The sequence below is a fragment of the Spirochaetota bacterium genome (assembly GCA_026414805.1).
In the GTDB taxonomy this organism is placed as follows: domain Bacteria; phylum Spirochaetota; class UBA4802; order UBA4802; family UB4802; genus UBA4802.
The window spans coordinates 38,898-53,153 of sequence record JAOAIH010000013.1 but is presented as its reverse complement, the minus strand read 5'-3'; the positions used below and the strand labels follow the sequence as shown (position 1 = coordinate 53,153).

The 14,256-nt window shown below is 36.5% G+C and carries 13 protein-coding genes; 3 read left to right on the top strand and 10 right to left on the bottom strand.

Annotation, left to right across the window (positions count from 1 at the left end):
• The 3 genes from N3F66_04430 to N3F66_04420 all read right to left on the bottom strand — a co-directional run.
• On the bottom strand, window positions 1-284 hold a 284-nt coding region (locus N3F66_04430), incomplete at its 3' end, for a hypothetical protein (protein MCX8123394.1).
• A gap of 35 nt (window positions 285-319) precedes the next feature.
• A complete protein-coding gene (nusA, locus tag N3F66_04425) occupies window positions 320-1,642 on the bottom strand; it encodes a transcription termination factor NusA (GenBank protein ID MCX8123393.1) in 1,323 nt (440 codons plus the stop codon).
• Between the two features lie 11 nt (window positions 1,643-1,653).
• Window positions 1,654-2,094 (bottom strand): ribosome maturation factor RimP, encoded by a 441-nt coding sequence (locus tag N3F66_04420; GenBank protein ID MCX8123392.1) that lies wholly within the window; start codon window positions 2,092-2,094, stop codon window positions 1,654-1,656.
• A 250-nt stretch (window positions 2,095-2,344) separates the two neighbouring features.
• Here N3F66_04420 and N3F66_04415 point away from each other — a divergent pair, with 250 nt between their 5' ends.
• On the top strand, window positions 2,345-5,437 hold the full coding sequence (locus tag N3F66_04415; GenBank protein MCX8123391.1) for a HEAT repeat domain-containing protein: 3,093 nt from the start codon (window positions 2,345-2,347) through the stop codon (window positions 5,435-5,437).
• 28 nt (window positions 5,438-5,465) lie between these two features.
• Here N3F66_04415 and N3F66_04410 read toward each other — a convergent pair whose 3' ends face one another.
• Both N3F66_04410 and N3F66_04405 read right to left on the bottom strand, forming a co-directional pair.
• Complete coding sequence (locus tag N3F66_04410; protein MCX8123390.1) at window positions 5,466-6,314, bottom strand: tetratricopeptide repeat protein; 849 nt, start codon at window positions 6,312-6,314, stop codon at window positions 5,466-5,468.
• The gene (locus tag N3F66_04405) at window positions 6,296-7,261 is read right to left on the bottom strand and encodes an ATP-binding cassette domain-containing protein (protein ID MCX8123389.1); all 966 of its coding nucleotides are present in this window, start codon (window positions 7,259-7,261) and stop codon (window positions 6,296-6,298) included. The genes N3F66_04410 and N3F66_04405 overlap by 19 nt, the downstream gene beginning before the upstream one ends.
• A 214-nt stretch (window positions 7,262-7,475) precedes the next feature.
• Between N3F66_04405 and N3F66_04400 the strand changes: the two genes are divergently transcribed.
• Window positions 7,476-8,507: a tetratricopeptide repeat protein gene (locus N3F66_04400; protein ID MCX8123388.1), complete on the top strand. Its 1,032-nt coding sequence runs from the start codon at window positions 7,476-7,478 to the stop codon at window positions 8,505-8,507.
• A 53-nt stretch (window positions 8,508-8,560) separates the two neighbouring features.
• Here N3F66_04400 and N3F66_04395 read toward each other — a convergent pair whose 3' ends face one another.
• The 3 genes from N3F66_04395 to N3F66_04385 form a co-directional block, all read right to left on the bottom strand.
• Window positions 8,561-9,751, bottom strand: coding sequence for a VWA domain-containing protein (locus N3F66_04395; protein ID MCX8123387.1), 1,191 nt, complete (start codon window positions 9,749-9,751; stop codon window positions 8,561-8,563).
• On the bottom strand, window positions 9,741-10,595 hold the full coding sequence (locus tag N3F66_04390) for a MoxR family ATPase (protein ID MCX8123386.1): 855 nt from the start codon (window positions 10,593-10,595) through the stop codon (window positions 9,741-9,743). Before N3F66_04390 ends, N3F66_04395 begins: the two co-directional genes overlap by 11 nt.
• Window positions 10,596-10,743: 148 nt before the next feature.
• Window positions 10,744-11,139: a secondary thiamine-phosphate synthase enzyme YjbQ gene (locus N3F66_04385; GenBank protein ID MCX8123385.1), complete on the bottom strand. Its 396-nt coding sequence runs from the start codon at window positions 11,137-11,139 to the stop codon at window positions 10,744-10,746.
• A gap of 128 nt (window positions 11,140-11,267) precedes the next feature.
• Here N3F66_04385 and N3F66_04380 point away from each other — a divergent pair, with 128 nt between their 5' ends.
• The gene (locus tag N3F66_04380; protein ID MCX8123384.1) at window positions 11,268-12,974 is read left to right on the top strand and encodes a hypothetical protein; all 1,707 of its coding nucleotides are present in this window, start codon (window positions 11,268-11,270) and stop codon (window positions 12,972-12,974) included.
• Here N3F66_04380 and N3F66_04375 read toward each other — a convergent pair.
• Window positions 12,949-13,770 carry an MnmC family methyltransferase gene (locus N3F66_04375; GenBank protein MCX8123383.1) on the bottom strand — a complete coding sequence of 274 codons (822 nt, stop codon included), beginning with the start codon at window positions 13,768-13,770 and terminating at the stop codon, window positions 12,949-12,951. The genes N3F66_04380 and N3F66_04375 overlap by 26 nt on opposite strands.
• 9 nt (window positions 13,771-13,779) lie before the next feature.
• Window positions 13,780-14,160 (bottom strand): hypothetical protein, encoded by a 381-nt coding sequence (locus N3F66_04370; GenBank protein ID MCX8123382.1) that lies wholly within the window; start codon window positions 14,158-14,160, stop codon window positions 13,780-13,782.
• Window positions 14,161-14,256 lie beyond the last annotated feature (96 nt).

Genomic DNA, 14,256 nt, shown 5'->3' with positions numbered 1-14,256 from the left:
AAAGTTTCGGATTCTTTTGCTTCAGCTTCTTTTTTAAGTTCCTTAGCTACATGTACTTTTCGTTTCAGTTTTATTTTCTTTTTCAACTCTGCTTGCTGTATAAGTTTCTTGGCTTCCTGAGCTCTCTGTTCTTTTATTATCTGAATCTTTTTTTCTATAAGAAATACATCATCATTTGCCAATTCCGACTGCTCATCAGTACAGGGAATGCCAAGATCCTTACAGATCTTTATGACATCATCTGTTGAAACATGATTTTTTGTTGCAACATCAATAGCTTTCATTAATACATTCCTATTAGTTAAAATAAAGTTACCTGCTATTTATCGTTTTCCTGTTCATCTTCATAATCTTCTTCTTCAAAGTCAACATATTCTTGTATTATATTTATTATCTTTTGAGCTGTCTTTTCGCCAATACCATCAATACGCATGAGATCCTCAACAGATTTTTCAACCAGGTCCTCCACAGAGAAAATACCACCTGCCTCAAGCAGAGCAATAGTTCGTGCATCAAGCCCAGGTAGCTCTTCAAGTGGCGTTTCGCCTTCAGACGTTGTAGCAAAAAGCTGCTCAACCAGTGCACGCGATTCACTTGAACTTAAGAATTCACGATATTGATCTTCGGTCTTGATGTCGATATTAAATCCGCACAATTTAGCAGCCAACCGTGCGTTGTGGCCATTTTTTCCAATAGCAAGCCTATACTGGTCGTTGTCCACAACAGCGATAACGCCGCCATCTCGTGTCTCAATAATCTCTTTAACCTTTGCTGGAGTAAGGGCATTTTGAGCCATAACTTTTTTATTAGGTGAATACTCTATAACATCTATTTTTTCACCTTCAAGTTCGCGGACAATCGATTGGATTCGTACGCCCTTCATGCCAACACATGCTCCCACACTGTCAATGTCATCCCTATCACTTGTGACCGCAACCTTTGTCCTTAGCCCTGGCTCACGTACAATATTTACTATTTTTACAATGCCATCATATATTTCAGGTATTTCCATTTCAAAGAGTTTTTCAACAAATTTGGGATGTGCCCGTGAAAGCACTACACTTGGTCCTTTGCTGTTTTTCTGTACACTCAGCACAATTGCCTTAACTCGGTCACCAATCTTATAATGCTCAAGAGGAGATTGTTCCCGGGCAGGGATAATGCCTTCTGTTTTCCCTAAATCGATATACAGTGCTTCTTTTGTTTTACGCTGCACATATCCATTAATTAACTCATTTACCTTGTCTTTGTATTCATCATACACAATATTTTTTTCTGCTTCTTTAATTTTCTGCAGTATGACCTGTTTTGCTGTTTGTGCAGCAATGCGCCCAAATGTTTCAAGCGGGTTTTCTTCAACGACAATTTCATCGCCAAATTTTGCATCAGGCTTAATCTTCTGTGCTTCTTCCAGCGATATCTCCTCAGCATGATTTTTTGGAACACGCACTACCATCTTTCTAGAAACAATCTTCACTGTATTTTTTTCCCTGTCAAAGGTAATTTCTACAGGTCTGGAAATTCCATATTGTTTCTTATATGCAGAAAGCATTGCTGACTGAACTATCTCCTCAATCATCTCACGGGTTATGCCTTTTTCAGTAGCAATCTGATGCAACGCTTCAAAAAAATTTCCACTCATACAGTTCACCTTTAATAATCTAGATTTGCTTTTATGATTTGATTATACGTAAGAGTCAATACTTTATTAGATTCATTAATAGTAACTATCTCACCATTTACACTACTAAGCGTGCCCTTGAAGGTTTTTCTGACATTATCTTGATTGTAAATACCCTTTACTGGCGACCCCATAAACCGTATATAATCATCAATTGTTCTTAGTTCACGCTTTATCCCTGGTGAAGAAATTTCAAGTATATAATCGTCAAGTACATCTTCCATATCTAATCGGTGTGACAATTCCTTGCTGAACTTTTCACAATCACTATGGGATATACCATTAATATGATCAATCTTTACAGTTATACGTGGTGTCTTTCCATGCAAAACAAGAACGCTGTCGTAGATGCTATACCCCAAGTCATGAGCAACATTCTGAATGATTTTGTCAATGGTATCGTTACGTTTCATTGCAAATCTCACGTTTGTATGACATTTAAAATGGCTAAAAAAAAGAGTGGCTTTTGCCACCCGCTTTACACACAACCTTTAATAATAAAGCAGAAAACCAACTACCTCAATTAATCAATATAGTATTATATGTGTACAATTTCAAGCTTTTTTTTATCTTTACATTTTCCTTATGAAAAATTCTGATTTACATATTGCCTGTTCATACTGTATATTTTTTTAATAAATAATGATGCACTAAAGGTATTGTATGGAACGCGACATTCTTCAATCAATTAAGCTTGAACTTACTAAAAATCTTAAATTTACTCCGTATTTACGTATATGCTTACATCCTTTTATTGCTAATTCTAAAATTGAAGTTGCCCATAATATACTTTGTGCAGAATTATCAGCCGAGCCAATTATTCGCTTCAGTGCAATAAGGACAATAACACAATATTTACTTCCTGGATTTACTGACTTATTCCACACATTATTTCAACAGCCAATAACAGATGAGGAAAAGGTCCAGATCTGCAAGTACCTTGCAACCTACGGTAACAAACAAACTGTTGAGCTTTTCACCAATTACATTATGCAGAATTACAATAAAGAATCAAATTATTCAGTTGTACAACAGTGCATGGAAACACTCAGGATACTAATGGTTCCCGACAACAATCTCCTTACTACATTAAAAGATATTCTCAACGATACTGCTACAAGCGAAATAATCAGGTACTACGCAATACGATTACTATCAATATACAATGATATACATTTATTAAGCGCATTAACACAGGATAATGATTATACTCTTTCTGCTATCTTTGATGCTGTTTCATATATCAGCCATTATTGCATTACTCAAAAAACTCAGAAAAACGGAACATCCACCACAGAAAGTGAAGATAACCTCATTATTGAAGCCAGGGTTTTTTTATCAAAGATGCTTTCGCAATTTGATGAGTTTTCCTCTATGGTTAAAATTGCATGCTTAAACGCCCTCATTGTATCCAAACACAGAGAAACAAATGATTACGTATTAAAAGTACTCAATGGCAAAAGCGAAAATGAAAAAGAAGAATTGCTCTTTTTACTCCAGCACAAAATTATGCTGTTGCGTGATCCAGAACCTTTAATTCGTGCCCTTATTTCATTTGGCACCATTTCCTCTCATCACAATGCAATAATTGTAGATATTATCTTAAACTATTTCACATCACTTCAGAGTGACAGAACCAGTGCCTTGCTCAAAGATAAACTTTTTAATTACTTTACTGTTACATTGGACTCATTTTTTGAACTTTACAGAAAAAACTACATGATATCAAATGTAGAGGAAAAAAATTACCCTGAGGCTGTCAGGAAGGTAAGGGACTTCATCCTATCAAAATTTACTCCACAAATATTACACAAGATAATTCACTATCTTCGTCATGAACAAATTCAGGAGATACAGAAAATTATTGCTCTTATAACCACTCATCTTCCATATGTCGATAGCTCTACCAGAGAACCATTTTCGTTGTTAATAGAAATGCTCTATGACAGTGATCCCAAAAGCAGGGAAATTTCTGCTTCACGGCTTGAAACAATCGACTTTGAGAAACGATTTCTGCAGGAAAGGATTGTACGGCTCTGCAATATTATAGCTCAATTAAACATTCAATCTGCTGCAACACTCCTTGTAAAAATCTACAATTACTTAAAGAAATATCGAGATGAAATATTATTTGAATCTTGCATTCAAACATTATCACGTATGCGATATCCTTACATGCTGGGTGAACTGGAATTAATGTTATTGTCTGGCGACCGTAAAGAACAGCTTTTTTCCCTCAAATATTTTTCAAATTACAAAGACCAGCAAGCAGCCTCTATACTTTTTGAACTGTTAAAAAGTACACCACCCCCTAATCCCGAAGTTACTCTTGAAGCATTAAATCTGCTTGCACATGCAGAAACCACCCAGTATAAAAACTCAACTGAAATTTTAAGGAGTATCATAGAAACAAACAATGATGTGGCAATCAAGCAATCTGCCATTCTTACACTTGGGCACTGTGGCAATGAAAAAGAATTGGAATGGCTTATTACACTTTTTGCTGATACAAACGAAATTTTAGTAAAAGAAACAATACTTCAGGCTATAGGCAGTATTGTTCCCCGGTTAAGGGATTTCAATAAACGGGCATTAACTCAATTTCTGTTAGATTGCATGAAAGAATCAGGAATTCGAATTCGCATATATGCATGTGCATTATTATTACAGCTTAACAACAAGGATGTTGAACGGTATATTAAAGAAATGCTAATAATCAAAAACAGGGATATTCAGATAGAAATGCTATATATATTTCATAATTATGCTATGCCTGAATTTTCATATTTTTTGTTATCACTATTAAAAGAAGAATATGCAATAGGTCACCAAATCATATCGTTGTTGCTGAATTTGCCTGCAGAAACATGTGATGATATAGTTAATTTTATTGCCAATATGTACCGAAAGAATGGCATTGACATTTCTCAAACCACACCACAAATAACTGTCAAACCAGGTAAATTAGATGCTGTAAAAGATCTTTTCATCATTTCTATTAAGATGTTGGCATATGAAAATCCAGTGTTGCTTGAAGAGCTTGCTACATCACTTGCTAATTTTCAATCGCTCATCCTGGACCATTGTAAAAAAAATAATTGTATAACTTATTCACTTTTACCTGGTTCTGTTATAGTGTATTCAAACAATCCTTTGAACATTGCAGATGCATTTATTGCAATTAAACATACCATCACACAACACAATTCTAGTGCAGCCATGCCGTTTAAAGCAATAATCCAGTCATACAATGCCAGGACAATCCATGCAGGGCAGGATATTCTGCTGGTAGCAGATGAAAAATACACTGATGATATTTTATACAACTATGCTATAATAGATGAAAATCTTTACAACGCAATACATCAGGAATTTACCTGTACTCATCTGCCACATATATTTGCAAATCCTCCTCATACTGCTCTGTACTATATATCAAATAAAATCAATTCCATCATTGAAGCCCAGCAAACACTTGACCAAATTATGCTGAACGAAACCACAAAAAAAGAAAAAGAACGCGAGTTGCTTGATGAAATAAAAAAGAGGAAACTTCATTTACAGTCACAGGGCTCTGCTGAATATCTTGCTACTCTTGAAAAACTTAACGGAATTCTGCACAATGAAATCAACGAAATTAATAAGTTAATACAGAAAAGAAGCACAGACAGGGAACTCAATACACAGGTTGCACGAATGCTTGAAAATTTGAAGAAAAAGATTTTTTTGGAAATATCAAACTTTATCATGAAGTAAAATGTCAACACACAACAAGTGTATCCTTTTATTCCATTTCCAGTTCAGCAAACTGGCGTGAAAGATTCATCTTATGCTCTATTAACGCATACGAATGAGAAAGAAAAAAAACATCATCTTTATACTGCAGTAATTTTGCATATTGTTCATATGCTGTTTTATAGTCTTTTAACTTGAATGAGCTTTCGGCAAAATAATAATGATATGCTTTATCATACTGTGTTTTTGCCACATCTATTGATTTGAGCCAGACTAAGGCTTTATAATATTCACCTTTTTTAAAATGGATTTTTGCAAAGCCAATGACTGCATCAGGGTACTGTGGATTAATTTTTAATGCAGCATCATAATAACGCTGAGCTAATTCAAGCTGATTACGATCAACATAGATATTCCCTATTTTTATTATTGCTACTAACTCCTTTCGGTTAATCTGCAACGCTTTTCTGAATAGTATAAGTCCATCGCCTTCTCTTCCTGTTAATGCATAAAGCTCTCCCATCAATATATATATTTTTGGATTTTCTGGCACAACGTGCATAGCTTTTTCAAAATATACATGGGCGGCATCATACTCCCTTTTACGCATAAAGGCAATTCCAATATTATACAAAAAAGGATAAAACAGCGGAGCATGTTGCAGGCCTTCTTTGAATATTTCTATTGCAGAGTCCAGATCATTTATTACAAGCTTTTCTGCACCTTTATTATTTTGCACTGCTACTTGTGTATCACCCGAACAAAAGAGTACACCATCCTTTTCATAAATGGTATATTTTGGTTTTTGGGCGACAGTTACTGCAAATTCATCCAAAGCCAGGCAAAAACTACCACAAACTAAAATTATTATTGCTATCCTCAATGGTAGAGAAAACATGCAACCTTTGCTCCATTTACAGTGACTGTGGCCGGATATGCTTCCCTGCATAGTGGCATAGCATACTGGCATCGTGGATGGAAATGGCACCCTTGAGGGGGATTTTCTGGAGAAGGGATCTCGCCCTTTACAACCTGAAATGCATGCTTGGCAGGTTTTATATCCGGGATTGAAGCAATCAAACTTTTTGTATACGGATGAAGTGGTTTTTTATATAATGCATTTGAAAAATTTTCCTCAACAATTTTCCCAAGATACATAACCCCTACCATAGTGCTAACATGTTTTACCACAGCTAAATTATGCGCTACAAATAGATATGCAACACCTAATGTATCCTGTATATCAGCTAGTAAATTTAATATTTGCCCCTGAATAGATACATCAAGCGCTGATATAGGCTCATCAAGCACAACAAAGGATGGACTCACTGCAAGTGCCCTGGCTATACAAATTCGCTGCCGCTGGCCACCACTGAATTCATGAGGATACCGTGCAGCATGACTTGCATCCAACCCAACCATACTCAATAGTGCATACGTTTTTTCTTTTACCTCCTCCTTTGAAAGATTTTCATGAATGCGGAGGGATTCGGATATTATCTTTTCTACTGTCATCCTGGGATTGAGCGACCCATAGGGATCCTGAAAGACAATCTGCATGTTTTTTCTGAACCGCCGCAGTGTATCTTTTGATAATGTATGCAGTGGTGTATGTAAAATTATAATTTGCCCACTATCAGGTTCAATAAGGCGAAGTAGCGTACGTGCCAGTGTTGTTTTTCCACATCCACTTTCGCCAACTAGTCCATACGTATTCCCCTTTGGAATGGATAAACTAACTCCATCCACAGCTCTTATCACAGTTTTTTTACCAAAAAAACCTTTCTTCATTGTGAAGGTTTTTACTACATCTCGTGCTTCTACAACATTATCGCTGTGAATCATTGTATAAATTAACTCTCCTGTAAAAAGTAGAATTTACCTAAAATCATTCCAGGTCAAAGGCACCATCTTTTGTTAATTAATTTACTGCAATCAATCTTCTTAAAACAAAACCTTCATGCAATATCATTGTCAATATAAAAATATTTTAATAAATTGTTGATTTGACCGGTAGTATTATATAATTTGTAACAAAAATGAGAATAAGGAGCAGGATATGGGGAAATCTACGATAAAAATACATATTCTCATTCTTATCTTTTCATTGGTTGCAAATTTTGGTTGTGCCACAATATACCAGCAGCAAAAGAAAAAAATGAATGAAAACTACCAGGAAGGTATCCAATTATATAAAAAAGGGGACTATAAACAGGCAAAGGAGCGCTTTGAAACGGTACTGTCCATTGACCCTGAACATAGCGGGGCACGCCAGTATTTGATTATTACTACAGAAGCGTTGCAGAAAAGAGCTCAAAAATATTATGATGCAGGCATGAATTATAAGCGCAAAGGCGACCTGGAGAATGCACTTTTACAATTTCTAGAAGCCGAAAAACGTGATCCCAACTATAAAGACGTTAAATCACAGATTACAAGCATACGCAATTCAAATTATGCCAAAAAGAAATACGATTATCACTTCACAACTGCTAAAAAACAATTTGATAAGAAACAATACATTGCCGCATACCAGAGTACACTTAATGCAGGATTGTACAATCCCGAAAGTTTGGAATTAGCAGCATTGAAGACCAGGATTAAAAATCAACTTGAAAATGCTTCATACCCTTATACTTCTAAAGCTCTAGATGCCAGGAAAAAGAATAAATTTGAAGAAGCAAAGACCTACTGCAATAAAGCGTTGAAAGTAAATCCATGGGATGAAAAAGCAAAAGATATATTAAAAGAAATATACAGGATGGAAACCATCAATGAAATGTATGTTAATGGCGAAAAAGCATATACCAAAGGGGACCTGATAACTGCCTATCGGCTGTTTAAAAGAGTGGACAATGAAGAGCCGGGGTATCGTAACACTACTAGTTATTTATCAGTTATTAAATCAAAATTAGAAGCCAACATAAATACATATTATCAGAATGGGATTACTTATTACGAACAGGATAATTTTGAAGCGGCCATTGCCGAATGGGATAAAGTACTGCTAGTAGATCCTGAGCATCAAAAAGCACGGGAGTATCGTGAAAGAGCTGTCGCCAAACTTGAATTGCAAAAAACATTACGATAGCACCAACAGATATACCGCCCGACATTGTGCAGGCAGTACAAGTATCTATATTTTTACCTTACCTTTTGTTGTGCCCTGCCTGACACCAGTTGCTTAATGCCTTCATCAAGACCTTCCAATGTAAGCTCAAACATTGGAAAGATATTTTTAATCATACGTGTTGTCTGTATATAATCCCATGAACGTTTGGGAATGGGATTAAGCCATATTGAATGAGTAAAAGTTTCGCGTATTCGCTGTAACCACACAATCCCGGGTATATCGTTATGGTACCAGTAGTCGATAGCTCCATTGACCCAGGTAAGCTCTGAGGGTGCCATTTCAGCATCCCCAACGATGATGAGCTTATAATCCTTATCTGCATTTTTCAAAAAGTCAGCTGTACTGATTGACTCTGAGCGCTCAATATCTTTCCATAAGTCCTGATATATACAATTATGAAAATAGTAATATTTCAGCTTGCTTATTTGCGATGAAGCAGCAGAAAAAAGCCGTTCAACAAGCCGTGCGTACGGCGTCATAGAACCACCTACATCCATCAATAATATAAGCTTTGAAGCCTTTTTCTCTTTCTTTTTCCATATAAGCTCAAGCTCACCTGCATTGCGGCTTGTGGCATCTACCGTCTTCTCAACATCAAGCTTTTCTTCAGGGCCGATAGGCAGAAGCGAACGCAGGTGTGATAACGCCACGCGCATCTGCCGGGTATCAAGCACCACCTGATTTGAGTAATTTTTAAATTGGCGTTTTTCAGCTATCTGTACAGCACTCTTGTTTCGAGAAACACCCTGTCCTATTCTAATGCCTGCAGGATTATATCCCCAGGCACCCTGCGTGGAGCGGCCACCAGTGCCAATAGCTTTATTGCCACCAACATGATTTTTATAATGCCCCTGACGCAGCTGCTCCTCAAAATTTCGTAGCACTTCATCTAAATTCAGCTTTTGTATCTCACGCTTTTCCTCCTCGGTGAGATGAAGTTCTTTAACTTTCTTAAGGCCTTCTAAAATCTGTTCAAGCAGCTCATCAGTTGTTTCAATATCTTTAAATGTATCAAGGAAGGCGATATCGTATCTATCGTAAAATACTTCATTTTTCACAAGAATGGCACGTGCCATATAATAAAACTTTGTGAGGCTGGTATCATTCAGATTCAACGCAAGAGCCTCATGCAGTGCTATCCACTCATGAAGTGATACCGGCACACCATGTGCTTTGAGATTAAAGAAAAAATTAATAAACATCGCGTGTCCTTACACTGCTATTATATGCGTAATGCGTTTTACCAGAATTGACAACTACATCAATGTCTTCTTTCTTTTTCAAAAGAGTTCCAATAAAGGGCAATTCGTCTTCAATCTTTTTAATAGGCACACCTCCCACAATAAGCGCCTGAATCCAGTCAATCAGTTCGCTGGTTGAGGGTTTTTTCCGTAGCATGTCAAATTGTCGTATCCAGTAAAACTTTTTGAGGCACTCACGTAAGAGCTTCTTTTCAATATCAGGGAAATGTACTCTCACAATCTTTTCCATGAGCTCCTCATCAGGGAAAGCTATATAGTGAAACACACACCGCCGCAAGAACGGATCGGGTAATTCTTTTTCGCTATTGGATGTAATAATAACGATGGGGCGGTGTTTTGCTGTTATAGTTTCGCCTGTTTCAGGTATATAAAAATTCATGATGTCAAGCTCATGTAACAGGTCATTAGGGAACTCAATGTCGGCTTTATCTATTTCATCAATTAACAGTACTACCTGGTCTTCTGAGGCAAAAGCCTCTCCCAATTTACCAAGCTTAATATACTGTTTTATATTGGAAACATCTTTGTCGCCAAACCGTGCATCGTTCAGTCGCTGCACGGTATCGTATACGTATAAGCCCTCCTGCGCTTTAGTTGTGGATTTAATATTCCACACCAAAAGCCTTTTCCCAAGGCCTTTGGCAATAGAATGTGCAAGCAATGTTTTTCCTGTGCCCGGTTCACCTTTAACAAGCAGTGGGCGCCCTAATGCTATCGCCACATTCACATTATCTTTAAGTTCCTGTGATAGAACATAATCCTGGGTACCCGTAAAATAATTCATTGTTCACCTCAATATAATATTGTTTTTCTATAAGGATAGTTCATTAAGAAACCATACTTTGAATGGTGTAATGCCATTTACCATATAGACTATGTATTCATACATAAAAGTTTAGTGCAAAATTTGTCAAAAACAAAAAATTACACTGTTATGTTCCCACACACTGAACTATCACCTTCCGTGTGCGTGGTCCATCAAATTCACAGAAAAATATTCCCTGCCAGGTGCCCAGTTGCAAACGTTTATTTTCTACAATGATAGCTATGGAGCAACCAATTATTGAAGACTTGATATGAGCTGGCGAATTGCCTTCAAGGTGAGCAAAATGCAACGATTCAAGTTTAAGGTGCGACAATCCCATAAGAATGTCTTTTGGTACAGTTGGATCCGCATTTTCATTAATGGTGATAGCCGCAGTGGTATGCGGTACATACACACAACAGATGCCATTTGAAATATTTGATTTTATAACCGCATCAGTAACTTTTGCAGTTATATCAATAAACTCTTCTTTTCGAGTTGTCTGAATCTGAAAGGTAATCATATACTACCAACATTACTTGTGCTCACATATTTTATACCTATTCAGATTTTTGCAAGTTATTTTCTTAAATTAAATATTGTTGACATACATTATATTGTGTATATATATTAAAAACAAAGAGAAGTATAATGAAAAAGATAGATAAAACAAAAGAAAATATCAAAGTTGACGAACTTGATGAAAAAACCCGCAAAAAAATGTTTGAAAAATTTGTTCAAGCGGGTGGCAAAGTTATTGAGGAGCGCGAAAAGCCATCCATACGGCAAACAAAAATTGTAAAGCCTGCAGTTAGAACAGTATCACAAACACCACAAAGAACAGTTCCAAAAGAACCAAAGCAGCCAAAAATACAATCAGATGAAATGTTTGAAACGTGGCTGCAAAAAAAACTATCCAAACTGTTTATCCGCGTGCGGTTGTTTTTACTTGGGGTATCCGGTTTATCTGCAGAATTCTTTAAACCCCGATTTATGGAAAATCTTATCCATAGCTATAAAACAGCCCTTCTTCAGTTCCAGGTACAGTATTTTCACATATTCAACCCGCAGCACAGCAAGCAAATAATATCCAAACTTGACCAGATTAATCCCCTTTATTATGAACTTATTGTAATGATTTCAAACATCTTTGATAGGACACGTTTTAATGAAATCGAAGCTCTGTACCAGTCAACCAGTATGGTGAGCATGCAAAAACTCAAAAACCACCTTATGTCCATGTATAAAAGCCTCTATATCCTTTATCCCTACATTGAATTAATTGAACTGGCTTACAACAATGCGCTGGAAATACAGGCATCGTTAGAAAAGCAAAAATCTACACACTATGAAAAAAGAAAATACATTCGTAACAGCCTGTATATTACTTTTTATAAATTTCTGCCAAGGCTCCATAGTATATTTTGTCACTACTACAATGTCTATATTGATATTACAAGCCCTTACATACGGACTATCTTACAAATAAGTGACAGCGATTTGCCTGGCAAACGCAAAGCATCAAAGCCTGCTGAAAAGGCAGAAGAACAAATCCCCAAGGAGCAAGAAGAACAACCTCAAATTCCCCAACATATTCTCAAAGGGCTTTCGCTAATGAATTTGAGCACCAACGATATAGTAGCATTATTCCCAAAAGATTCGTATGTTCAAGTAAACCCAGCAGACAAGGCCTTGATTACGTATGCCCTCTTTAAAAAGTTTGATGATGAATTTTCCATTATACTCACCACAAACAAAATCAAATATAATATTCAATTCACTGATGCAGGCAAAATAGATTATAAAAACAGGCTCACTGATTGCTACAATGAATTACGTAAGGTAACCGAAAGCTTTGAAGAATACATGCATGTCCTTGAAACCTATGAGCGGATACGCGCTGAAAAGCCACTGAACAATGCACAGTATATTGAATACACAAAGCGCCTCACACAGCTGGAAAAAAAGAAAAAAGTTGAATCAAAAAACATGCGAATGACAACAAAAGCTATCATGGATAAGATTGCTACCCAACTAGATATCCTCATTCACGATATGGATGAGGAAAATAAAATAATTGAAAATCCGCAGGATTTTCTTGAATTTGACATCAATGTTGAATCAGTGCACATTCTCCAAAATAAAAAAGTGTATGAGGCAATCCACCTGGCATACTTTTACGCAAGTGCATTATCATACCGACTTTCCGAAGGTGATCTTTCGGGAGATATTGAGTTCAAAGAAGGCGAAACGCCACTAGGCATTGGTTCTCAAAAAAAAGATGCTCATAGTACACTGCAGGAAGAAAAGAAACAAAACGGCTCATCAGTTATCAAGGAGCTTGAAGACCTCTTTTAACTTGTAGCATTTTTAGTCTACGACGCTCTCGTATTTCTTCTGTTGTAGTGCATAAACCAGGATCAGTAAAGGGTATGGCCTTGGGATCATTTTTCAACAATGCAAAATATTCTTCACCAAGAGGAGTAACGGCATTATTTCTTTTGGTTGCCACAGTCCCTTCTTTTTTTCTGCCCACCTGAGGACCCTTCCCAACAATAAAACCTCCCTTTTTCATTGCTACCCTCACATGTACTGCTGCTGAATATGTTGTAACGATGCACTCATCCTTGCATACATCAAAAAGCTTTTTAAAAAAATCTACACTCCACAACTCAGGATTCTTGTAAGGGGAAAAGGGATCGTGAAAGACAGCATCAATACTGTTTTCAGGCAAAAGCGATAGTAACTGTCGGGCATCCCCATACAGTACACTATGACTAAAATAATCAGTAATGATTTTATTGCCACGCGCTGAATGCTTCAACAGTTCATATACTTTATCTCTATCATCATTGAAATGTACGCATTCCATTGCTTCTACCATATATTTATTCTTTTCTAATGAGGTGATTGAATAGAAAACATCACGATTTTGTTTTTTGGCTTCATAACATAACGCAAGCACATTGTAGCCCAGGCCAAACCCTATATCAAGCACATGTACTTGACCGTGTTTCTCTAATACCTTTGAAGGAATAACATGCATAAAGACAGCTTCTTGATAGGCACCAGAAAGCGAATGCATTGCTTCGTTATAGCTTTCATCAAAAATTGTGATAGTTGCATCGTCTGTTATCAATGTTTTAAATTGCATACATCAATGCTACTTACAATGGAGTAATGAAGCAATCTCATCACGTAATGTATAATCCACCTGGACAACATGTCCATTGGGCTTCTTGTGAATCAAACCAATCTTCCATGACACAACATACGCATCACGTGATTCAAATGTTTTATTGTTCATGGTCAATGCACCCGTGATGATGGCTTCGCAACGCTTGTCTGAAATTTTCAATGCTTCTTTTACTATGATATCTTTATCTTTTTTCCCCTGCGGCAATGAACTTTGAGGAATGAAAACTACTACTTGCAATGTATTTTTATTTATGCACCCTTCTTTAATAGACTCATTCTCTGATGCACATGATTGTAGAATTATAATTACCAGTAAGAGATTAACGTAAAATAAAAATCTCACCATGATAGCAATCCTAACAAATTATTCTATGAATATGCACATCATCTGCTATCAATATCAGCAACATAGAAGTTCTCGGTTTCATATTCTGTTTGTGCA

Coding starts and splice junctions, on each gene's coding strand:
- N3F66_04405 (MCX8123389.1), bottom strand. CDS start 7,261: ATGATTCACAGCGATAATGTTGTAGAAGCACGAGATGTAGTAAAAACC.
- N3F66_04420 (MCX8123392.1), bottom strand. CDS start 2,094: ATGAAACGTAACGATACCATTGACAAAATCATTCAGAATGTTGCTCAT.
- nusA (MCX8123393.1), bottom strand. CDS start 1,642: ATGAGTGGAAATTTTTTTGAAGCGTTGCATCAGATTGCTACTGAAAAA.
- N3F66_04380 (MCX8123384.1), top strand. CDS start 11,268: ATGAAAAAGATAGATAAAACAAAAGAAAATATCAAAGTTGACGAACTT.
- N3F66_04385 (MCX8123385.1), bottom strand. CDS start 11,139: ATGATTACCTTTCAGATTCAGACAACTCGAAAAGAAGAGTTTATTGAT.
- N3F66_04400 (MCX8123388.1), top strand. CDS start 7,476: ATGGGGAAATCTACGATAAAAATACATATTCTCATTCTTATCTTTTCA.
- N3F66_04415 (MCX8123391.1), top strand. CDS start 2,345: ATGGAACGCGACATTCTTCAATCAATTAAGCTTGAACTTACTAAAAAT.
- N3F66_04375 (MCX8123383.1), bottom strand. CDS start 13,770: ATGCAATTTAAAACATTGATAACAGACGATGCAACTATCACAATTTTT.
- N3F66_04395 (MCX8123387.1), bottom strand. CDS start 9,751: ATGTTTATTAATTTTTTCTTTAATCTCAAAGCACATGGTGTGCCGGTA.
- N3F66_04410 (MCX8123390.1), bottom strand. CDS start 6,314: ATGTTTTCTCTACCATTGAGGATAGCAATAATAATTTTAGTTTGTGGT.
- N3F66_04390 (MCX8123386.1), bottom strand. CDS start 10,595: ATGAATTATTTTACGGGTACCCAGGATTATGTTCTATCACAGGAACTT.
- N3F66_04370 (MCX8123382.1), bottom strand. CDS start 14,160: ATGGTGAGATTTTTATTTTACGTTAATCTCTTACTGGTAATTATAATT.